Raw genomic sequence first — 19,729 nt, forward strand, 5'->3', positions numbered from 1 at the left:
ACCTGAAATCAATAGTTTCCACCGATGACTGCGATTACTCCGGCACGATCCAACTGACGGTGGCGTGGCCCGTACCGGCGGGCACCAGCGTTTTATGCAGCCACGGCAGCACGTTGTTCATCTGCGCTTCGAGCTTCCACGGCGGGTTGATCACAATCATCCCGGAGGCGGTCATGCCGCGCTGATCGCTGTCAGGGCGTACCGCCAGCTCGATCTGCAGGATCTTGCGGATGCCGGTTGCTTCCAGGTCTTTGATCATGCGTTTGATTTGCGCGCGCAACACCACCGGGTACCACAGGGCATATGTCCCGGTGGCGAAGCGTTTGTAGCCTTCGTGGATGCCGGTTACCACCGCCTGATAGTCGGTTTTGATTTCGTACGGCGGGTCGATCAGCACCAGGCCGCGACGGGAAACCGGCGGCAGCTTGGCTTTCAGCTGCTGGTAGCCGTCGGATTTTTCCACGCGGGCGCGGCTGTCTTTCTGGAATTCAGAACGCAGCAGCGGGAAATCGCTCGGATGCAGCTCGGTCAACTGGAGGCTGTCCTGCTCGCGCAGCAGCTGGCGTGCAATCAGCGGTGAACCAGGGTAGTAGCGCAGCTGGCCGTTGCGGTTGAAGTGATTCACCACGCCGATGTAAGGCTCCAGCTCGGCAGGCAGGTCGTCCTGCTGCCAGATGCGGGCAATCCCTTCCAGATATTCACCGGTACGCTCGGCATGCTCGCCGCTCAGCTGATAACGGCCCGCGCCCGCGTGCGTGTCCAGATAGAGAAACGGCTTCTCTTTCTCTTTGAGCGATTCGATGATCAGGCTCTGAACGGTGTGTTTAAGGACGTCGGCGTGGTTGCCTGCGTGGAAGCTGTGGCGATAACTGAGCATGGATGAATGTGTTCCAGGTAGTAAACGTAGGCCCGATAAGCGTAACGCCATCGGGCAAAAATAGAGCGTATCGCCACAGTATACAGAAAAGTTTCCACCGCCGCGAAAGCGCAACGTCCGGCATTGAAATCCTCTACACTTAACCCCATTCTAGATCCCATATGCACAGCGCCGGATGCGCGCTTCATTCACCTATTTCAACAGGACAGCGTTTATGACCAATCCATTACTGACGCCTTTTTCGTTGCCGCCGTTTTCTAAAATCCTCCCTGAGCATGTGGTTCCAGCCGTTACGCAATCGCTGGACAACTGCCGCGCGGCGGTAGAAAGCGTGGTAGCGCAGGGCGCGCCGTACACCTGGGAAAATCTGTGTCAGCCGCTGGCCGAAGTGGACGACGTGCTGGGGCGTATCTTCTCCCCGGTGAGCCACCTGAACTCGGTAAAAAACAGCCCGGAACTGCGCGAAGCCTACGAACAGACCCTGCCGCTGCTCTCTGAGTACAGCACCTGGGTCGGGCAGCACGAAGGGCTCTACAAAGCCTACCGCGACCTGCGCGACGGCGACCACTATGCCGAACTGAGCACGGCGCAGAAAAAATCGGTCGATAACGCCCTGCGTGATTTTGAGCTGTCCGGGATTGGCCTGCCAAAAGAGAAGCAGACCCGCTACGGCGAAATCGCCGCGCGTCTGTCCGAGTTGGGCAACCAGTACAGCAACAACGTGCTCGACGCCACCATGGGCTGGACGAAGCTGATTACCGACGAAGCTGAGCTGGCCGGTATGCCGGAAAGCGCGCTGGCGGCGGCAAAAGCCCAGGCTGAAGCGAAAGAGCAGGAAGGCTTCCTGTTGACGCTGGATATCCCGAGCTATCTGCCGGTGATGACCTACTGCGACAACCAGGCCCTGCGCGAAGAGATGTACCGCGCGTACAGCACCCGCGCCTCCGATCAGGGGCCGAATGCCGGTAAGTGGGACAACAGCCCTGTGATGGCGGAAATCCTCGCCCTGCGTCACGAGCTGGCGCAGCTGCTGGGCTTCGAAAACTACGCCGATAAATCCCTCGCCACCAAAATGGCGGAGAACCCGCAGCAGGTGCTCGACTTCCTGACCGATCTGGCGAAACGCGCCCGTCCGCAGGGTGAGAAAGAGCTGGCCCAGCTGCGTGCCTTCGCGAAAGCCGAGTTCGGCGTGGACGAGCTGCAGCCGTGGGATATCGCGTACTACAGCGAAAAACAGAAGCAGCACCTCTACAGCATCAGCGACGAGCAGCTGCGTCCGTACTTCCCGGAAAATAAAGCCGTTAACGGCCTGTTCGAAGTGGTAAAACGCATCTATGGCATCACCGCCAAAGAGCGTACCGACATCGACGTCTGGCATCCGGACGTGCGCTTCTTCGAGCTGTATGACGAGAAAAACGAGCTGCGCGGCAGCTTCTACCTCGATCTCTACGCGCGTGAGAACAAGCGCGGCGGGGCGTGGATGGACGACTGCGTAGGCCAGATGCGTAAAGCCGACGGTTCCCTGCAAAAACCGGTCGCCTACCTGACCTGTAACTTCAACCGTCCGGTAAGCGGCAAACCGGCGCTGTTCACCCACGACGAAGTGATCACCCTTTTCCACGAGTTCGGTCACGGTCTGCATCACATGCTGACCCGTATCGAAACCGCAGGCGTAGCCGGTATCAGCGGCGTGCCGTGGGATGCGGTCGAGCTGCCAAGCCAGTTTATGGAAAACTGGTGCTGGGAGCCGGACGCGCTGGCGTTTATCTCCGGTCACTACGAGACCGGCGAACCGCTGCCGAAAGCGCTGCTGGACAAAATGCTGGCGGCGAAAAACTACCAGGCGGCGATGTTCATTCTGCGCCAGCTGGAGTTCGGCCTGTTCGATTTCCGCCTGCACGCCGAGTTTAGCCCGGAGCAGGGTGCGAAAATCCTTGAGACCCTGGCCGAGATTAAAAAGCAGGTTGCCGTTATTCCAGGGCCAACCTGGGGCCGCTTCCCGCATGCCTTCAGCCATATCTTCGCCGGCGGCTACGCGGCGGGCTACTACAGCTACCTGTGGGCCGACGTGCTGGCGGCAGATGCCTTCTCCCGCTTCGAAGAAGAGGGGATCTTCAACCGCGAAACCGGCCAGTCGTTCCTCGATAACATCCTGACCCGCGGCGGGTCTGAAGAGCCAATGGTGCTGTTCAAACGCTTCCGCGGCCGCGAGCCGCAGCTGGACGCGATGCTTGAGCATTACGGGATCAAAGGCTGATTGTTACGTGAAGATCTGCTTAGTAGATGAAACAGGCGCCGGAGACGGCGCCTTATCTGTTCTGGCGGCCCGCTGGGGGCTGGAGCACGATGAAGAAAACCTGATGGCGCTGGTGATGACGCCGGAACATCTCGAATTACGCAAGCGCGACGAACCGAAGCTCGGCGGGATTTTCGTCGATTTTGTCGGCGGCGCGATGGCGCACCGGCGCAAGTTCGGCGGCGGTCGCGGCGAAGCGGTGGCCAAAGCGGTCGGCATCAAAGGGAGCTACCTCCCGGACGTGGTCGATGCCACGGCGGGACTGGGTCGCGATGCGTTTGTGCTTGCGTCTGTCGGCTGCCGCGTGCGGATGCTGGAGCGTAATCCGGTGGTCGCTGCGCTGCTCGACGACGGGCTGACGCGAGGCTACGCGGACCCGGAAATCGGCCCGTGGTTACAGGATCGTTTGCAGCTGATCCACGCCTCCAGCCTGACGGCATTGACGGATATCACACCGCGCCCGCAGGTGGTCTATCTCGACCCTATGTTCCCGCATAAGCAGAAAAGCGCGCTGGTGAAGAAAGAGATGCGGGTGTTTCAGTCGCTGGTGGGGCCGGATTTGGATGCCGATGGCCTGCTGGAGCCGGCTCGTCAGCTTGCCACGAAGCGGGTGGTGGTAAAGCGCCCGGACTATGCGCCGCCGCTGGCGGACGTTGCGACCACTAACGCGGTGACCACCAAAGGGCACCGGTTTGATATTTATCCGGGTACGCCGGAATAAAAAAGCCGGGTGGCGGCTTCGCCTTACCCGGCCTGTGTCCTCGATCTATCCCCTCTCCCTTTGGGAGAGGGTTAGGGTGAGGGGAATTTAACGCACTTACTCGTCTTCTTCGTCACGCAGTGGAACAATCAGCATATCCACGTGAACGGTGTTAATCAGCTGGCGTGCTGAAGACATCAGCTTGCTCCAGAAGTCCTGATGGTGACCGCAAACCACCAGGTCCATATCGTATTTCTTAATCGCATCAACCAGCACCTGGCCCAGGTCGCCGCTGCCGCTAAGGGTTTCGGTAATTGGATAGCCCGCGTTGGTGGAGAGTTCGCTCAGGGCATGGTGAGTCTCTTCGGAAATGCGTTTTTGCATATCGCCAAGATTCACGTCGATCAGACCGGTGTAGAGGTCGGAGTAATTCACGTCAACGTGAATCAGCGAAACTTTCGCGTTATAGGGACGTGCCATGGATACCGCTTTATCAACCAGCACTTTGCTCTCAGGGGAGAGGTCTACCGCGATGAGAATGTGTTTGTAAGCCATAGTGTTACTCCTTCCTTAAGTTATCGATGACTAAGTGAGAATGCCGTCGTCTGATACTTTCATTACGGCCCAGTTAAACATATTTTTCAAGCTTTGGTGTTGATAACGATTAACCTTGTGGCAAAAAAATTAACGGATCTCCTACACTGTTAAATGAGCCGTTCGGATATTAAAACGCGAACCGGATCGATTTTGGTCATTCTTTCACTGAACTGTCTGTCAGGGCATTGGGGTGCGGTAGCTCAGGAGCCTTGCTTCGTGGGCGGACGCCGGGGAGGATGTATGATTAGCACCGTCGCATTGTTTTGGGCGTTATGCGTGGTTTGCATAGTGAATATGGCGCGCTACTTCTCATCGTTACGTGCGCTGTTAGTGGTACTTCGTGGTTGCGATCCGTTGCTTTATCAGTATGTGGACGGTGGAGGGTTCTTCACCTCGCATGGACAGCCCAGCAAGCAGATGCGTCTGGTGGGGTACATCTACTACCAGCGCTACCGCGATCATCACGATGAAGAGTTTATTCGTCGCTGCGAGCGCCTGCGTCGTCAGTTCATTTTGACCAGCGCCCTGTGCGGGCTGGTCGTAGTCAGTATGATTGCATTGATGATTTGGCACTGAGCGCCACAGCAGGCGGGGTCAGCCCCGCCTTCTTTCCTCTGGCTCACGGCTTAACTGAGAACCGGAGATCGGAGATATTGCTCTCAATCGAAATAACCTTTCCGCTATAGGTGATTTTGACTTCTCCGTTTGTATCAAGGCTGGCCGCGGTAATCGTACCTGTACCTTCAATGACCGGATGCTTCATGGCCAACTGATGGATAATGTCGATATCTTTCCCTGCTATCTCCTCTGAGAGATAGTAACGGTAGATTGTGGGCACGGTTGCACCGCCCTGATTGTTCACGGTCATATAGAGCCAGACGCTATCGGATAATTTATAAACGCGCTGGAGGTCATCGCTATTTCGTTGATTAGGCTGGTGGTTTAACCAGAGAAATCCAATGACCAGAGTCAGAAGCGAAAGCGTCACAAGGGAGTGAATCCATTTAATAGCCGTTTTGAATGGCATAGTCTATTCCGTCATGGGTGTTGTTTGGACTGAGAACATTCGCGAGGATAATAGTTATTTGTGCAGTAAAAATCTGAACAGATAGTGTTCAGATTGTCCTGATTACAGCACTGGGTTGAGTAAAAACAACAGCCATAAAAAAAGCGGGTCAGTTTCCTGACCCGCTTTTTTGTCGCCTTCAACCGATTAAATCAGCTTCAGCGAAATCCAGTACAAACCGCCAGACAGCAGGATTGAGGCCGGAAGGGTGAACACCCAGGCCATCAGAATGTTGGTCACGGTTTTGCGCTGCAGACCGCCACCGTCAACAATCATGGTACCTGCCACGGACGAAGAGAGTACGTGGGTGGTGGATACCGGCATACCGGTGTAGCTCGCCAGACCGATAGACACTGCCGCCGTCATCTGCGCGGACATACCCTGCGCATAGGTCATGCCTTTCTTACCGATCTTCTCGCCGATGGTGGTCGCCACACGACGCCAGCCAATCATCGTACCGATACCAAGCGCCAGCGCGACGGCCATGATGATCCAGATTGGCGCGTACTCAATGGTGTTGAGCATATCGCTTTTCAGTTTCTTCAGCAGACGTTTGTCGTCACCATTCACCTCTGGCAGCTTCGCGACTTTATCGGTCACATCAGAGATACAGAGCATTATACGACGCAGCTGACCACGCTGTTCTACAGCCAGTTTGTCGTAGCTTTCGATATCGCCCAGCATGCCTTTCGCACGTTCCAGCGCGTTAATCGCGTTTGCCGGATGGCAGTGGAACTCGCCAGGCGCGGTGGTTGCACCGGCTTCCGGAGAAGGGATCAATTGATCAACGCCGGTCGCTTTTTTCAGCAGGTCAGGATGCTGCTGGAAATAGGTTTCAACGTTGTTGACCGCATCGCGGGTACGGGTGATTTCGTAACCCGAGGCGTTCATGTTAACCACGAATCCTGCCGGTGCGACGCCAATCAGTACCAGCATCACCAGACCAATGCCTTTCTGCCCGTCGTTCGCGCCGTGAGAGAAGGCCACGCCGATAGCAGAAATGATCAGGGCGATACGCGTCCAGAACGGCGGCTTTTTCTTGCCGTCTTTCTTCTCACGCTCTGCTGGCGTCAGGTGGATACGCGCACGTTTTTTCGTGTTACTCCAGTAGCGACGCAGGATGAAAATCAATCCCCCCGCGACTACCAGACCCACGATAGGGGAGATGATCAGGGAGCCGAAAATGCCCAATACTTTAGGCAGGTTCAGCGCATCAACAACCGATGTCCCGGTCATCAGGGCGTTGGTTAACCCGATACCGATAATCGCGCCGATGAGGGTGTGAGAACTGGATGCAGGCAGGCCAAAATACCAGGTACCGAGGTTCCAGATAATTGCAGCAAGCAGCATTGAGAACACCATAGCGAGGCCATGGCCAGAACTAACGTTAAGCAGCAGATCCGTTGGCAGCATATGCACAATGGCATACGCAACGCTCAGCCCGCCCAGGAGAACACCAAAAAAGTTAAATACCGCCGCCATAACAACCGCAAGCTGCGATCGCATTGCGCGAGTGTAGATAACCGTCGCTACTGCGTTTGCAGTGTCGTGGAAGCCGTTGATCGCTTCGTAAAACAGTACAAAAACCAGAGCAAGCAATAATAAAAGCCCGGTATGTAAATCCAGGCCGGCAAACAAATGTAGCATAGGACGTTACGCCATTTTGAGGACATGAACGCGGCGCATTATCCAGGACAAATGCGCGGCGGGCAAAGTGAAATATAGACTTTTTTTGACATACCACCTGATTTGAGAAAAGCGCCAGAAAGGATATTCTTTAAATTTCAATGGAATGGCTTTGTAATATCTTTTTACGCTGGTGTGACCACAGAGGAAACTTTACAATCCGCGGCAGTTAACAAAGAGGGTTTTGACGTGGAAAGGTTTGATGCCGTGGTAATTGGCGCCGGTGCGGCGGGTATGTTTTGTGCGGCAATGGCCGGACAGGCGGGTCGTCGCGTGCTGCTGCTGGATAACGGTAAAAAGCCCGGCCGTAAGATCCTGATGTCCGGCGGCGGGCGCTGCAACTTTACTAATCTGTATGTTGAACCCGCGGCCTATTTGAGCCAAAACCGTCATTTTTGTAAATCTGCGCTGGCGCGCTACACCCAATGGGATTTTATCGACCTGGTGGGTAAGCACGGCATCGCGTGGCATGAAAAGACGCTGGGACAGCTGTTCTGCGACGACTCCGCGCAGCAGATTGTCGATATGCTGGTGGCCGAGTGCGAGAAGGGCGGCGTCGTCATGCGCCTGCGCACGGAAGTGCTGGAGGTCGCCCGCGACGACCAGGGCTACACGCTGCAGCTGAACGGTGAAACCGTCAGTGCGGATAGCCTGGTGATCGCTAGCGGCGGCCTGTCTATGCCGGGGCTGGGCGCCTCCCCGTTCGGCTATAAGATTGCCGAACAGTTTGGCCTGAAAGTCTTGCCCACGCGCGCCGGGCTGGTGCCGTTTACGCTGCATAAACCGCTTCTGGAACAGCTTCAGACGCTGTCTGGCGTGTCCGTTCCCTCCGTCATTACCGCCGAAGACGGGACGGTGTTCCGCGAAAATCTGCTCTTTACCCATCGCGGCCTCTCCGGCCCGGCGGTACTGCAAATCTCCAGCTACTGGCAGCCGGGGGAGTTTGTCACGGTTAACCTGCTTCCCGATTGCGATCTCGACGCGTTCCTTAACGAGCAGCGTACCGCGCACCCGAATCAAAGCCTGAAAAACACCCTGGCAATGCAGATGCCAAAACGTCTGGTGGAATGTTTGCAGGCGCTGGGGCAGATCCCGGACGTGTCGCTCAAGCAGCTTAACAGCCGCGAGCAGGAGATGCTGGTGGTAACCCTGACAAACTGGCGCGTTCAGCCAAACGGCACCGAAGGCTACCGTACGGCCGAGGTCACGCTGGGCGGGGTGGATACGAATGAGCTCTCGTCCCGCACCATGGAAGCACGCAACGTGCCGGGGCTCTATTTTATTGGCGAAGTGATGGATGTTACCGGCTGGCTCGGCGGATACAACTTCCAGTGGGCATGGGCAAGTGCCTGGGCGTGCGCTCAGGCGCTGGCAGAAGACAAGTGACATAAGAGCACAGCCACTCGTCACGGTTGGCTTTACAAGCTGACGGTGGTGAGGTCTGTCACAGCAAGAATATTGCTCGCGGCCACGGTCCCCATCTTGATATATGACGCTGCGGTAACGCCGCCAATATGCGGTGAAATAACCACGTTTTCTACGGACTGCCAGAGGTGCGGCGCGGTCAGCGGCTCGTGGGTAAAGCTGTCCAGCGCGGCGCTGTGCAGTGTGCCATCCCTGAGCGCCGCCAGTAACGACTCATCGTGTATCAGTCCGCCGCGTGCCGTATTGACCAGAATTGCGTTCCGCTTGCAGTATGCGAGCGTCTGGCTATTGATCATCCCCCGATTCTCATCGGTCAGCGGACAGTGCAAAGAGATGACATCGGAACGGGAAAGAAGTCCGTTCAGCGTTTCTGCGCGTTCGCACAGGGCAGGCATAGTCTTAGCATAGGGATCGTAAGCCAGCACCTTCATGCCGAAAGCGTGACCAATAGTCGCCACGCGCGAGCCGATAGCACCCAATCCAATTAGCCCTAACGTTAAGCCCTCCAGTTCAATGGATTTATGCGTCGCCTTATCCCAGTGCCCGTCTCGCAGCCGCTTGTCCAGAGGCACCACTGACTTTGCGCAGGCGAGGATCAGCGCCCAGGTATGTTCAGCCACTGCCGCCGCGTTTGCGCCTGGCGCAGACCGGACGGCGATGTTGCGCTCTGCCGCTGCCGTCTGGTCTATCACATCGATCCCACTTCCGTGCTTGGAAATAACCTGCAAAGCCGGGGCGGCATCCATAACTTTCGCGGTGATCCTGCCGTAACGTACCAGGATCGCCACAGGATTGTGTCGTTTACACAGCGCGATCAGGTCATCTTCTGTGGGCTGGCGGCCCGCAAACACCACCTCAAAGCCCTGTAACATCACCATGGCCTGCTCCGCCAGGTCGCTTCCGGTAACCAGCACTACGTCTTTGCCCCCCATCACAGCGTCTCCCCGTCGCTCAACATACCTGCCTTACGAAGCGCGTCATCAAGCCAGTGTGGACGTAAATCGCCTTCACGGATGGCGGCAAGACGTCGGGTCTCCATCTCCAGCTTTTCTTTTGCCAGAGCGATAACCTCCTGAACCTCATCTCGCGGGATAACGACCACGCCGTCGATATCCGCGACAACCAGATCCCCGGCCTGAACCGTCGCCCCGGCGACTGAAATGGGATGATTCACCCGGCCAGATATTAACTTTGTCGGGCCGCAGGGGTTCAGACCGGCAGAAAAGACGGGGTAGTGACCTTTGCTCAGGGTATCGGCGTCACGTACAGCGCCATCAATAATAATGCCCGCAATGCCGCTCGCCTGAGCCTGAGTGGCCATGATTTCCCCAAGCAGCGCGCAGCTCAGGTCGCCTTTGCCATCGACGATCAGGACATCGCCGGGCTGCGCCACCGCCATCGCGGCATGAATCGCCAGATTATCACCCGGACGGACTTCAACGGTGATGGCCGGACCCGCAACGGACATGTGTGGGGCCAGCGGTTTGATGCGGCCATGAAGCGTACCGCGGCGACCGGCCACGTCGGCCAGAATAGCTGCCTGATACTCGGCAGCCCGACGAATGTCCTCGGCAGAAACGCGCTCGAAATGGCGATTAATCGGTTTTTTTTCAGTAACGGACATAAATGCCTCCATATTGTTTTACTGAGTACAATGCAGGTGTACAGAACAAAACAACTATAGCGGTGTTGCTTTCCTTTTAGCCAGACCCGAGGTGGCGTTTGTGATGTAAACACGAAGTGACTCACAAAATTTGAGGTACACTCACTGCCGGGCTAACAAGGAGATAATGATGGGGAATGAAGGCGTTGTAGCGGTTGAAAAAGCGCTGGCTTTACTGGATTGCTTCCGTCCTGGAGATGAGAGCCTGACGCTGACCGCGCTGGCACAGCTGTCGGGTTATCACAAAACCACGGTTTACCGCTTGATGAATTCTCTTGAACGGATGAATTACGTCGTCAGGCATGAAGACGGCAATTATGCGCTGGGCCCACGTCTGCTTTACCTCGGCAAGCTGTATGAACAATCTTTCCATCTTTCCCGGGTGGTTCAGCCAGAGCTTCAGGCCTTATCCCTGGCGTCTCAGGAGAGTGCCAGCTGGTATGTGCTGGAGGGAGGGCAGCGGCTTTGCCTGTTTCGCGCTGAAGCGTCGCATGGCCTGCGACACAGCAATCTTCCCGGCAGCCAGTTCCCGCTCGATAATTCGGCCATCAGTAAGGTATTACGCCATTGGGGGCTCAATGAAAGCCTGCCGGAGGAAGACGCTGAACTCCCTTTCTACACGTCAGGCGCACGCGATCCCCATACCGCTGCGTTTGCGATGCCTGTCTTCGGCGTTCACGACAAGCTGGCTGCGGCGTTAGCCCTGACCGGCCCCATCTCACGGCTGACGGAAGATCGTCGTGAGAAGGAAATAGGGCAGTTGATGAAGGCGGCTGCAAGCCGTCTTTCGCAGAAAATGGGCGCCAGCAAGCCCTTCTGTCAGCAGTTCTTTGGTGAAACGAGCGACGCGGCGGAAGAAAATCTTTAAACGCAGAAGCGGGACAAATGTCCCGCTTCTGTCATCGTTAATGCGTGACCTGTTTTTCGTGTAGCTGAGCGCGGCGGGCCTGCCGCCCCATAATGAGCACCGCGATACCCCCGGCCACGCACAGCGCGGCCAGCGGAAGCATTGCCAGCGTGTAGCTGCCCGTCCGCTCATTGATAATGCCGTACGCGTTTACCATCACCGCCCCGCCTATCAGGTTTGCGATGGCGCCAATCGCGGCCAGTCCCGCCGCCGCTGAGGTACTGCTCATCCAACCGGACGCCAGCGCCCAGAAAGGCCCTTTCATTGAATAAGCGCCTATCAGCATAATGCTCAGGATAACGATCGTGGCAGACAGCGAGACGCTTACAAAGGCGGCGAACACACCTGCGGCAATCATGAACAGCGTGAGTGCGGTATGCCAGCGGCGTTCGTTGGTGCGATCGGAATGTCGTCCCCATACAATCATGAGAACCGATGCCAGACCGTAAGGAATGGCGTTAAACAGACCTGTCTCAAGGTTATCGAGATGGAAGGATTTAAGCAGTTGAGGAGACCAGACGCTGATCGTGGTGCCCGCGGACGATGCACCCGCGTAAATCAGCGCCATCAGCCAGATTTGGCGATGCTTCAGCAACTGCCACGTCGTCTGGTGTCCAATGTTCTTTTGCTGGCTACGCTCGGTTTCCAGCGTGGTTTCCAGCCACTGTTTCTGTTCGCTGCTGAGCCAGCTCGCCTGATGAGGGCGATCCCGGAGAATAAACCAGGCTGCAATACCCAGCAGCACCGCCGGCAAACCTTCAATAATGAACAGCAGATGCCAGCCGCGAAGACCCAGCCAGCCATCCAGTGACAGTATCAACCCGGAAAGCGGAGAGCCGATGAAGTTAGCGAGAGGGATGGCGACCATAAAGGACGCAATAATGCGTGCGCGGTAGCGGGACGGGATCCACCAGGTCAGATACAGCACGACGCCCGGGAAGAAGCCCGCCTCTGCAGCACCGAGAAGAAAACGGACGATATAGAGCGACGTGGTGTTCTGCACCAGGGACATACACATGGAAACGATGCCCCAGCTGATCATAATGCGCGGGATCCACAGCCGGGCGCCGACTTTCTGCATGGCCAGGTTGCTGGGTACCTCAAACAAAAAATAGGCCACGAAGTAAAGGCTGCTGGCGAAGCCAAACGCCGCTTTGCTGAGGCCAAGGTCCTCATTCATCTGAAGCGAAGCCATGCCGATATTCCCGCGATCGATAATGGAGACCAGGTAACTGACAATCAGAAACGGGAGAATACGCCAGATCACCTTCCGCATCGTCTCTCTTTCTATGTCCTCGGTGGCGGTAGCGCCGTTACGTAAATGTTCTGTCATTGTGTCCTCGCAGGGTTTGTTCTTTGTTTTATTAGGTACAACTCAGTTTTATTAAACAAAACCACTATAGCGACGGCGCGTTATTTTTATCCAGTTAATGGAAGGTTTAAATGATGTAAATAAGAGGTGACTCACAGATAGTGCGCTGTAGATATATCGCTCACAGCAGTCGAACCAGCCGCAAAGAGGGCACGCTGCAAGGGAAATAATCACGCAGCGCAATTATTGCACCAACTTTTCCTCTCCATTCAACTAAGCTTCGACCGGGTGCCCCGCCTCGTTCGCGGGGCCATATTTCTTTTGGTCGAGCACGCATCATGCAGCTACTCAGTATTATTATTTTGCTTACCCTTACCGTGGTGATCCATTCGCTGTGGATGTTTGGCGTTTTAAAGTTCATCAAATTAGAAGTCGATTCGGCGGTCCGCATCGTTTTACGCAATGTCGGTATCGTGATCTCCATGATCTTCGCCCACCTCTTGAGGCCGGACTGTTTGCGGCGTTTTATTTTGTCATCGACGCGTTTAATGACTGGAACACCAGCTTCTATTTTTCACTGGTCAGCTACGCTACCGTGGGATACGGCGACGTCACGTTACCCCAGCACTGGCGGCTCATCGGCGGTGTGGAAGGGCTGGTGGGCGCGTTGATGGTGGGCTGGTCCGTGGCGGTTCTGGTGGCGGTGCTGCAGCGTTTGCGCGGCATGAGCGCCTAAACGGTAGATGTGCATTCCCCATCTGGTAAGGTAAAGTACACCCCTTACGCGGCCCTCGCGCTGCGGTTTTGAGGGTGGAGATGATAAACAGCCCACCCTTTTTCTCTGCTGGTTTACGCCAGTCTGCATGGTGCTGTGCTTTGCCTCTATAAAAGGGTTTTGTATGTCTGCTGCTCATCTCGGTTTCCCGACGGAAACCGTTGTTGTCTTTGTAGTGATGGCCGTTGGGGCGATGTTTATCGACCTCTTTATGCACCGTCACGATAAACCGATCTCGCTGAAAAGCGCCGCAATGTGGTCCCTCTTCTGGGTCATGATGGCGATGGCCTTCGCCGGGTTCCTGTATGTTCACCACGGCGCCGAGATGGCGAGCCTGTTCCTCACCGGCTATGCGCTGGAAGAGGTGCTCTCCGTCGATAACCTGTTCGTGATGATGGCGATCTTCGCCTGGTTCGGCGTGCCGGATAAGTACCGTCACCGCGTGCTCTACTGGGGCGTGCTGGGGGCGATTGTCTTCCGCGGCATCTTTGTGGCTATCGGCACCAGCCTGCTAAGCCTGGGGCCCTACGTCGAGGTGATTTTCGCGCTGGTCGTCGGCTGGACGGCGGTGATGATGCTGAGGCGCAATGAAGAGAGTGACGAAGTGGAAGATTACTCGGGTCATCTCGCCTATCGCCTGGTGAAACGCTTCTATCCGGTCTGGCCGAAAATCAGCAGCAACGCCTTTATTCTGACGCAGAAAGAGGTGGATGCGGAGCTGGAGAAACCGGAAAACCAGGACGTGATGGTCGGACGCGTCAAGAAGGCGAAGCGCTATGCGACGCCGCTGCTGCTTTGCGTAGCCGTCGTCGAGCTCTCTGACGTCATGTTCGCGTTTGACTCCGTGCCGGCCATTATTGCCGTGAGCCGCGAGCCGCTGATTATCTACAGCGCCATGATGTTCGCCATTCTCGGCCTGCGTACGCTTTACTTCGTGCTGGAAGCGCTGAAGCAGTATCTGGTGCACCTCGAGAAAGCCGTGGTTCTGCTGCTGTTCTTCGTGGCGTTCAAGCTGGGGCTAAATGCCACCGATCACTTCTGGCATCACGGTTACAGCATTGGCGCCACGGCCAGCCTGTTTGTGGTGCTTGGCGTGCTGGCGCTGGGGATTATTGCAAGCGTGATGTTCCCGGGGAAACGTGAGGCCTGATGTACCGCCTTTCTCCCTCTCCCTGTGGGAGAGGGCCGGGGTGAGGGCACCGGACCGCACCTAACCCTTAATCGGTGAATTCCGACGCTTGCGCGGGTGGTGGAAGTGCCGCCAGTGCGGATCCTGCGCCGCCGCCAGCAGCTCGTGGTCACCGCGGGTGTCTCCCCAGGCGCGCAGGTGATAGGCGTTCAGATCGCCATACACTTTTTCCAGCCTTGCCACCTTCTGGGCGCAGCGGCAGTTATTGCCCGTGATGCGCCCCGTCAGCTTGCCGTCTTTCACTTCCAGCTGCGTGCCAATCAGCTTAATGCCGAGCTTATCAGCCCACGGCTGGAGCACCAGCGCCGGGGATGCGGAACAGATGGTCACCTCCGCACCAGAATTCACCTCAGCCGCCACCGCCAGAACCCCTTCGGGGCGCATCAGCTTGTGCCAGTATTTTTCGCAAAAGGCTTCCGCCTGCTGGCGCAGCCAGTGTTCATCCACGCCCGTCAGGAAGGTTTTAATCAGCACTTCCTTCAACTCATCGCGCGTCAGCTTGCGACGCACGCAGTGGAGCGTGGGCAGCGCCATGCGCACCAGGCGGCCCGCGAAGTAACGTTTGCCGAAGGCAAAACGCAGGAAAGGAATAAAGCTGTCGTGGTGCGTTAATGTCCCGTCAAAGTCGAAGACAGAGAGCACGCTGGATTTAGCCACCGTCTCGTCGGCAATCATATTGGTCATAAATACGTCTTAGCTGAAATACACATTCTGCGGATCAGTTTACCTGCTTTAGCTGGACAGTCCTTATATCACCACTCTTTTTTTCTCGATCTTGCGATCTCAAAGTGAGTCCATTTTTGGCCTCGATAATAATTGGTGAAAAAACGAGCTGTCTATATTATCGCCACATCGCAAGATATTTAGGGGAACCATTGGCCCCCACAGGTAAGGAAAAACTCACTCACTACTTCTTTTTTGATATGACTCTTAGATCGCTTATTTCAATCCTCACGTTAAGTTTTGCTTCGTTTTCTGCGTTCAGCTTTCAACTTCCAGCGTCGATGTTATCGATGAACAGTGAGCTGGCAGCATCACCGGCGAAATCTGCGCTGGTGCATCAGGAAACAGGCCCGCTGCGCTCGCGTATTCTCGATCAATACCAGAAGTGGAAAGGCACCCAGTACCGGTGGGGCGGAACCACGCATCGCGGGGTAGATTGCTCCGCGCTCATGCAGCACCTGTTCACCGATGCGGCGCATCTTAATTTGCCGCGCACGACGAGTGAACAGATCCATCGTGGCGTGCAGGTCGCGCAATACCACCTGAGAGCCGGCGATCTGGTCTTCTTCCAGACGGGCCCGAACCGCAAGCACGTTGGCGTTTATATTGGCGAAAACCAGTTTATTCATGCCTCAACCAGTCAGGGCGTAACGGTTTCAACCCTGACGGATGATTACTGGCAGGCACACTACATTACCGCCCGTCGCATCGCAGGCAGTGCGGCCTGACAGCGTCAGATGATGTCATCCACGACGCCACCGTCGACGCGCAGCGCCGCGCCCGAGGTGGCGGAGGCCTGGGTCGAACAGACATAAATCACCATATTGGCCACCTCTTCAACCGTGGCCGCGCGCTGGATAACCGAGCTGGGGCGGTTGGCCATCACAAACTCTTTCGCCAGTTGTTCCAGCGATTTACCGGTTTTTTCGATTTCATCTTTCATCATCTCTGCGAAACCGTCAGACATCGTCGGTCCCGGCAGGACGCTGTTGACCGTCACGCCGCTCCCCGCCACAAACTTCGCCAGCCCGCGCGCCAGCGAGAGCTGCGCCGTTTTGGTCACGCCGTAGTGGATCATATCCGCCGGAATATTGCAGGCCGACTCGGAGGAGATAAACACCACGCGTCCCCAGCCTTTCTGCACCATACCCGGCAGCAGGGCGCGGGACAGACGCACGCCGGACATCACGTTGGTCTGCCAGTAACGCTCCCAGGTTTCATCGTCGGTGGCATAGAAATCCTGCGGACCGTAAATCCCGGCGTTGTTGACCAGAATATCGACGTTATTCGCCACCTTCAGAAGCGACTCGACCCCTTCCGCCGTGCTGAGATCGGCAATCGCGGCGCGCACCTGTACGCCCGGCACTACCTGCTGGAGCTGCTGGATGCCTTTATTCACCGATTCCGTGCTGCGGCCATTGACGATCACTTCCGCACCGCTTTCTGCCAGACCTCTGGCAATGGCGAATCCGATCCCGCCGGTTGAGGCGGTCACCAGCGCCACTTTCCCCGCAAAGTCGATTTTCATCATCTGCTCCTTCTCGTTTTAACGTTCGGACCTTAAAGCGTAGCAGGTGGGGATGACGGCTCCTGGCTAAAAAGGCGCAACAGCGTATCAACCTGTTCATCAAGCGGGGCGAGGGAACGTTTAACAATCAGGTGAAGCGGCGTTGCCCTGCGCGCGCCGTGGCTCAGCGGCAGGCGTTTCAGTACACCCTGATCCAGCTGGGTTTGGATGCGTTCCTCTGGCAGCCAGCCGTAGCCGACCTGAGAGACGACGGCTTCAATCGCGGCATCGATGGTGGAGAAGGTCCACGACTCGCCGGCAGCACGCGCGGCGGGCTGGCTGTCCGCAATCTGGATGAGCGGCCACGGGCGCAGCATCTCATCATTTAGCGGCGCGTCGAGGTGAAACAGGGGATGCCGGGAATGGGCCACGGCAACAAAGTCGATATTCATCAGCCATTCGCCGAGCCCGGTAATGTCCTGGCGGCGGGTTAAGACCATTACATCGGCTTCGTCGTTAATGGCATCGGCGCGGGTATTTTCCAGCACCTCGGTCAGACGTACCTGAGTCTGCGGATACTGCTGCTGGAACTGACGAAGAATAGCGAACAGGCGGCGGCGCGGGAAAATGGAGTCCACCACCAGATCTAACCGCGTGCGCATCCCGTTGCGAAGGGTCGCTGCGCGCGTCTCTACGTACGAAAACGCTTTCAGCAGCGGTTTAACCTGGTTGAGAAGAAGCTCTCCGGCCGGGGTTAACACCGCCCGTCGCCCCTCCGGGACCAGCAGCGCCACGCCGAGCCGCTCCTGCAGCAGCGACAGGTTATAGCTTACCGAGGACTGGCTGCGGTGGGTTTCTTCCGCGGCTTTGGCAAAGCTGCCCGCTTCCACCACTCTTTCCAGTAAAGCCCACTGTTCCAGCGTCGTCTTGTGCATAACGTATCTAAATTTTGGATGAATTTGATTAAAACATAGCGTTATTCATTCATTTTTTGAAGGTTTAAGATCGTCTCATCAAAACGAAGGAGACATTTTATGAACACATTCGACAAACACGACTTAAGCGGCTTCGTTGGTAAACATCTGGTATATACCTACGATAACGGCTGGAATTACGAAATTTACATCAAAAATGAAAACACCATCGACTACCGTATTCACAGCGGTCTGGTGGGTAATCGCTGGGTGAAAGATCAGCGGGTGTATATCGTTCGCGTCGGTGAAAGCATCTATAAAATTTCCTGGACCGAGCCAACCGGTACCGACGTCAGCTTGATCGTGAACCTGGGCGACAAGCTGTTCCACGGCACCATCTTCTTCCCACGCTGGGTCATGAACAATCCGGAAAAAACCGTCTGCTTCCAGAACGATCACATTCCGCTGATGAACAGCTATCGCGACGCTGGCCCGACCTATCCAACGGAAGTGATTGATGAATTCGCAACAATCACCTTTGTACGCGACTGCGGTGCCAATGATGAAAGCGTGATTGCCTGTGCGGCCAGCGAGTTACCGGAAAACTTTCCCGATAACTTAAAATAAGCGCGACAATAAACTAAAAAGAAAAGTTCCCGGTTATTTCTTCTTTTAAAGAAATAACCGGGATTTTTTTTGTTTGTTTATGTTTGGTTTAAAAATAACATGTTGTAAAAATTGAGTTGGATCACGTAATAAATAATTCATAATTATATAAATCATTGTTTATAAATGAAATGTCATTGGCTTTGTTACATCTGCAATACACATCTTAATTTTTCCCTAAGAAATGAACGATACCTTGATATGAGTTTATGGTTCGTTGAAATAAACGAAAAAGTAATTGGTTAATATCAAGCGCGTGCCATTCTTATTGCAAGGAAATTAATGATGAGTGATTTTTTGCCTTTTTCCCGCCCGTCAATGGGTCATGAGGAATTAGCGGCGTTGCAGGAGGTTTTAACCTCTGGCTGGATCACCACTGGGCCTAAGAATCAGGAACTTGAAGAAGCATTCTGTCAGCTTACCGGGAATCAGCATGCGATTGCCGTCTGTTCAGCCACCGCGGGTATGCACGTCACGCTGATGGCGCTGGATATTGGCCCGGGCGATGAAGTCATTACCCCTTCCCAGACCTGGGTCTCCACGCTGAATATGATCGTGTTGCTGGGCGCCACGCCGGTCATGATTGATGTGGACAAAGATACGTTAATGGTGACGTCAGAAGCCGTTGAAGCCGCCATTACCCCGCGTACCAAAGCCATTATTCCCGTTCATTATGCCGGCGCGCCGTGTGAAATCGACGCCATTCATGCCATCGGCGAACGTCACGGTATTCCGGTTATTGAAGATGCGGCCCATGCCGCCGGAACGTATTACAAGAACCGTCATGTGGGCTGGAAAGGAACGGCGATTTTTTCCTTCCACGCCATTAAAAATATGACCTGCGCGGAAGGCGGCTTAGTCGTCACGGATAATGCCCAGCTGGCACAGCGGATCCGCAGCCTGAAATTCCATGGCCTGGGCGTAGATGCCTATGACCGCCAGACGCACGGCCGCGCGCCGCAGGCGGAAGTGATCGCGCCGGGCTATAAATACAACCTGGCGGACATCAACGCCGCGCTGGCGCTGGTGCAGTTAGGCAAGCTGAAAGAGGCCAACGGGCGCCGCCAGGAAATCGCCGAACGCTACCTGCGTGAGCTTGCCGATACGCCGTTCCAGCCGCTCACCATTCCGTCATGGCCGCACGTGCACGCCTGGCACCTGTTTATTATTCGCGTTGACGAAGCGCGCTGCGGGATCTCACGCGACAACCTGATGGCGGCGCTGAAGGAGAAAGGCATCGGCACTGGCCTCCACTTCCGCGCGGCGCATACGCAAAAATACTATCGCGAGCGCTTTCCTGATGTATCGCTTCCGAATTCGGAATGGAACAGCGCGCGTATTTGTTCTCTCCCTCTTTTCCCGGACATGACTCATGACGACACAACCCGCGTCATTACCGCGCTCCATCAGCTTGCAGGACATTGAT

The 19,729-nt window shown here is 55.8% G+C and carries 20 protein-coding genes; 10 read left to right on the forward strand and 10 right to left on the reverse strand.

The window, feature by feature from the left end:
- Positions 1–34: 34 nt before the first annotated feature.
- A complete protein-coding gene (locus ACZ6J2_RS16925; RefSeq protein WP_023333753.1) occupies positions 35–877 on the reverse strand; it encodes a 23S rRNA (adenine(2030)-N(6))-methyltransferase RlmJ in 843 nt (280 codons plus the stop codon).
- 214 nt (positions 878–1,091) lie between these two features.
- Here ACZ6J2_RS16925 and prlC point away from each other — a divergent pair, with 214 nt between their 5' ends.
- On the forward strand, positions 1,092–3,134 hold the full coding sequence (prlC, locus tag ACZ6J2_RS16930; protein WP_214538959.1) for an oligopeptidase A: 2,043 nt from the start codon (positions 1,092–1,094) through the stop codon (positions 3,132–3,134).
- A gap of 7 nt (positions 3,135–3,141) precedes the next feature.
- Positions 3,142–3,894: a 16S rRNA (guanine(1516)-N(2))-methyltransferase RsmJ gene (gene rsmJ / locus ACZ6J2_RS16935; RefSeq protein ID WP_471726271.1), complete on the forward strand. Its 753-nt coding sequence runs from the start codon at positions 3,142–3,144 to the stop codon at positions 3,892–3,894.
- Positions 3,895–3,990: 96 nt separating this feature from the next.
- Here rsmJ and uspA read toward each other — a convergent pair whose 3' ends face one another.
- A complete protein-coding gene (gene uspA, locus ACZ6J2_RS16940; RefSeq protein ID WP_003861223.1) occupies positions 3,991–4,428 on the reverse strand; it encodes a universal stress protein UspA in 438 nt (145 codons plus the stop codon).
- 282 nt (positions 4,429–4,710) lie between these two features.
- Here uspA and uspB point away from each other — a divergent pair, with 282 nt between their 5' ends.
- A complete protein-coding gene (uspB, locus tag ACZ6J2_RS16945) occupies positions 4,711–5,046 on the forward strand; it encodes a universal stress protein UspB (protein WP_003861224.1) in 336 nt (111 codons plus the stop codon).
- Positions 5,047–5,089: 43 nt separating this feature from the next.
- Here the strand turns inward: uspB and ACZ6J2_RS16950 are convergent, their stop codons facing one another.
- Entirely contained in the window at positions 5,090–5,497 is a 408-nt protein-coding gene (locus ACZ6J2_RS16950; protein WP_213788109.1) for a hypothetical protein, read from the reverse strand.
- 186 nt (positions 5,498–5,683) lie between these two features.
- A complete protein-coding gene (pitA, locus tag ACZ6J2_RS16955; protein WP_023309552.1) occupies positions 5,684–7,183 on the reverse strand; it encodes an inorganic phosphate transporter PitA in 1,500 nt (499 codons plus the stop codon).
- Positions 7,184–7,411: 228 nt separating this feature from the next.
- On the opposite strand from pitA, the gene ACZ6J2_RS16960 reads away from it, so the two are divergent.
- Positions 7,412–8,608, forward strand: coding sequence for a BaiN/RdsA family NAD(P)/FAD-dependent oxidoreductase (locus ACZ6J2_RS16960; protein ID WP_471726272.1), 1,197 nt, complete (start codon positions 7,412–7,414; stop codon positions 8,606–8,608).
- Between the two features lie 32 nt (positions 8,609–8,640).
- Here the strand turns inward: ACZ6J2_RS16960 and ACZ6J2_RS16965 are convergent, their stop codons facing one another.
- On the reverse strand, positions 8,641–9,579 hold the full coding sequence (locus tag ACZ6J2_RS16965; RefSeq protein ID WP_471726328.1) for an NAD(P)-dependent oxidoreductase: 939 nt from the start codon (positions 9,577–9,579) through the stop codon (positions 8,641–8,643).
- Positions 9,579–10,271 carry an RraA family protein gene (locus ACZ6J2_RS16970; protein WP_471726273.1) on the reverse strand — a complete coding sequence of 231 codons (693 nt, stop codon included), beginning with the start codon at positions 10,269–10,271 and terminating at the stop codon, positions 9,579–9,581. The genes ACZ6J2_RS16965 and ACZ6J2_RS16970 overlap by 1 nt, the downstream gene beginning before the upstream one ends.
- A gap of 169 nt (positions 10,272–10,440) precedes the next feature.
- Here ACZ6J2_RS16970 and ACZ6J2_RS16975 point away from each other — a divergent pair, with 169 nt between their 5' ends.
- A complete protein-coding gene (locus tag ACZ6J2_RS16975) occupies positions 10,441–11,178 on the forward strand; it encodes an IclR family transcriptional regulator (RefSeq protein ID WP_471726329.1) in 738 nt (245 codons plus the stop codon).
- 37 nt (positions 11,179–11,215) lie between these two features.
- Here ACZ6J2_RS16975 and ACZ6J2_RS16980 read toward each other — a convergent pair whose 3' ends face one another.
- Positions 11,216–12,550 carry an MFS transporter gene (locus ACZ6J2_RS16980; protein WP_471726274.1) on the reverse strand — a complete coding sequence of 445 codons (1,335 nt, stop codon included), beginning with the start codon at positions 12,548–12,550 and terminating at the stop codon, positions 11,216–11,218.
- Between the two features lie 373 nt (positions 12,551–12,923).
- Here ACZ6J2_RS16980 and ACZ6J2_RS16985 point away from each other — a divergent pair, with 373 nt between their 5' ends.
- The gene (locus tag ACZ6J2_RS16985; RefSeq protein WP_471726275.1) at positions 12,924–13,265 is read left to right on the forward strand and encodes a potassium channel family protein; all 342 of its coding nucleotides are present in this window, start codon (positions 12,924–12,926) and stop codon (positions 13,263–13,265) included.
- 163 nt (positions 13,266–13,428) lie between these two features.
- The gene (locus ACZ6J2_RS16990) at positions 13,429–14,454 is read left to right on the forward strand and encodes a TerC/Alx family metal homeostasis membrane protein (protein WP_008503109.1); all 1,026 of its coding nucleotides are present in this window, start codon (positions 13,429–13,431) and stop codon (positions 14,452–14,454) included.
- A 60-nt stretch (positions 14,455–14,514) separates the two neighbouring features.
- Here ACZ6J2_RS16990 and ACZ6J2_RS16995 read toward each other — a convergent pair whose 3' ends face one another.
- Positions 14,515–15,177 carry an HAD family hydrolase gene (locus ACZ6J2_RS16995; RefSeq protein WP_471726276.1) on the reverse strand — a complete coding sequence of 221 codons (663 nt, stop codon included), beginning with the start codon at positions 15,175–15,177 and terminating at the stop codon, positions 14,515–14,517.
- 239 nt (positions 15,178–15,416) lie between these two features.
- Between ACZ6J2_RS16995 and ACZ6J2_RS17000 the strand changes: the two genes are divergently transcribed.
- A complete protein-coding gene (locus ACZ6J2_RS17000; protein ID WP_194401453.1) occupies positions 15,417–15,944 on the forward strand; it encodes an NlpC/P60 family protein in 528 nt (175 codons plus the stop codon).
- 5 nt (positions 15,945–15,949) lie between these two features.
- On the opposite strand, the gene ACZ6J2_RS17005 is transcribed toward ACZ6J2_RS17000, so the two are convergent.
- Together ACZ6J2_RS17005 and ACZ6J2_RS17010 are read right to left on the reverse strand one after the other, a co-directional pair.
- Entirely contained in the window at positions 15,950–16,744 is a 795-nt protein-coding gene (locus ACZ6J2_RS17005) for an SDR family NAD(P)-dependent oxidoreductase (protein WP_045403298.1), read from the reverse strand.
- A 32-nt stretch (positions 16,745–16,776) separates the two neighbouring features.
- Entirely contained in the window at positions 16,777–17,658 is an 882-nt protein-coding gene (locus ACZ6J2_RS17010) for a LysR family transcriptional regulator (protein ID WP_471726277.1), read from the reverse strand.
- A 99-nt stretch (positions 17,659–17,757) separates the two neighbouring features.
- Between ACZ6J2_RS17010 and ACZ6J2_RS17015 the strand changes: the two genes are divergently transcribed.
- Together ACZ6J2_RS17015 and arnB are read left to right on the forward strand one after the other, a co-directional pair.
- The gene (locus tag ACZ6J2_RS17015; protein WP_471726278.1) at positions 17,758–18,264 is read left to right on the forward strand and encodes a phenolic acid decarboxylase; all 507 of its coding nucleotides are present in this window, start codon (positions 17,758–17,760) and stop codon (positions 18,262–18,264) included.
- A gap of 324 nt (positions 18,265–18,588) precedes the next feature.
- Complete coding sequence (gene arnB, locus ACZ6J2_RS17020) at positions 18,589–19,728, forward strand: UDP-4-amino-4-deoxy-L-arabinose aminotransferase (RefSeq protein WP_471726330.1); 1,140 nt, start codon at positions 18,589–18,591, stop codon at positions 19,726–19,728.
- The last annotated feature ends 1 nt before the right edge of the window (position 19,729 follow it).

It is taken from the genome of Enterobacter sp. E14S (assembly GCF_055666685.1).

Bases quoted from the DNA above. Each gene is read 5' to 3' on its own strand.
- ACZ6J2_RS16925 (WP_023333753.1), bottom strand. From the start codon at position 877: ATGCTCAGTTATCGCCACAGCTTCCACGCAGGCAACCACGCCGACGTC.
- prlC (WP_214538959.1), top strand. From the start codon at position 1,092: ATGACCAATCCATTACTGACGCCTTTTTCGTTGCCGCCGTTTTCTAAA.
- uspA (WP_003861223.1), bottom strand. From the start codon at position 4,428: ATGGCTTACAAACACATTCTCATCGCGGTAGACCTCTCCCCTGAGAGC.
- uspB (WP_003861224.1), top strand. From the start codon at position 4,711: ATGATTAGCACCGTCGCATTGTTTTGGGCGTTATGCGTGGTTTGCATA.
- ACZ6J2_RS16950 (WP_213788109.1), bottom strand. From the start codon at position 5,497: ATGCCATTCAAAACGGCTATTAAATGGATTCACTCCCTTGTGACGCTT.
- pitA (WP_023309552.1), bottom strand. From the start codon at position 7,183: ATGCTACATTTGTTTGCCGGCCTGGATTTACATACCGGGCTTTTATTA.
- ACZ6J2_RS16965 (WP_471726328.1), bottom strand. From the start codon at position 9,579: ATGGGGGGCAAAGACGTAGTGCTGGTTACCGGAAGCGACCTGGCGGAG.
- ACZ6J2_RS16970 (WP_471726273.1), bottom strand. From the start codon at position 10,271: ATGTCCGTTACTGAAAAAAAACCGATTAATCGCCATTTCGAGCGCGTT.
- ACZ6J2_RS16975 (WP_471726329.1), top strand. From the start codon at position 10,441: ATGGGGAATGAAGGCGTTGTAGCGGTTGAAAAAGCGCTGGCTTTACTG.
- ACZ6J2_RS16980 (WP_471726274.1), bottom strand. From the start codon at position 12,550: ATGACAGAACATTTACGTAACGGCGCTACCGCCACCGAGGACATAGAA.
- ACZ6J2_RS16990 (WP_008503109.1), top strand. From the start codon at position 13,429: ATGTCTGCTGCTCATCTCGGTTTCCCGACGGAAACCGTTGTTGTCTTT.
- ACZ6J2_RS16995 (WP_471726276.1), bottom strand. From the start codon at position 15,177: ATGACCAATATGATTGCCGACGAGACGGTGGCTAAATCCAGCGTGCTC.
- ACZ6J2_RS17000 (WP_194401453.1), top strand. From the start codon at position 15,417: ATGACTCTTAGATCGCTTATTTCAATCCTCACGTTAAGTTTTGCTTCG.
- ACZ6J2_RS17005 (WP_045403298.1), bottom strand. From the start codon at position 16,744: ATGAAAATCGACTTTGCGGGGAAAGTGGCGCTGGTGACCGCCTCAACC.
- ACZ6J2_RS17010 (WP_471726277.1), bottom strand. From the start codon at position 17,658: ATGCACAAGACGACGCTGGAACAGTGGGCTTTACTGGAAAGAGTGGTG.
- ACZ6J2_RS17015 (WP_471726278.1), top strand. From the start codon at position 17,758: ATGAACACATTCGACAAACACGACTTAAGCGGCTTCGTTGGTAAACAT.
- arnB (WP_471726330.1), top strand. From the start codon at position 18,589: ATGAGTGATTTTTTGCCTTTTTCCCGCCCGTCAATGGGTCATGAGGAA.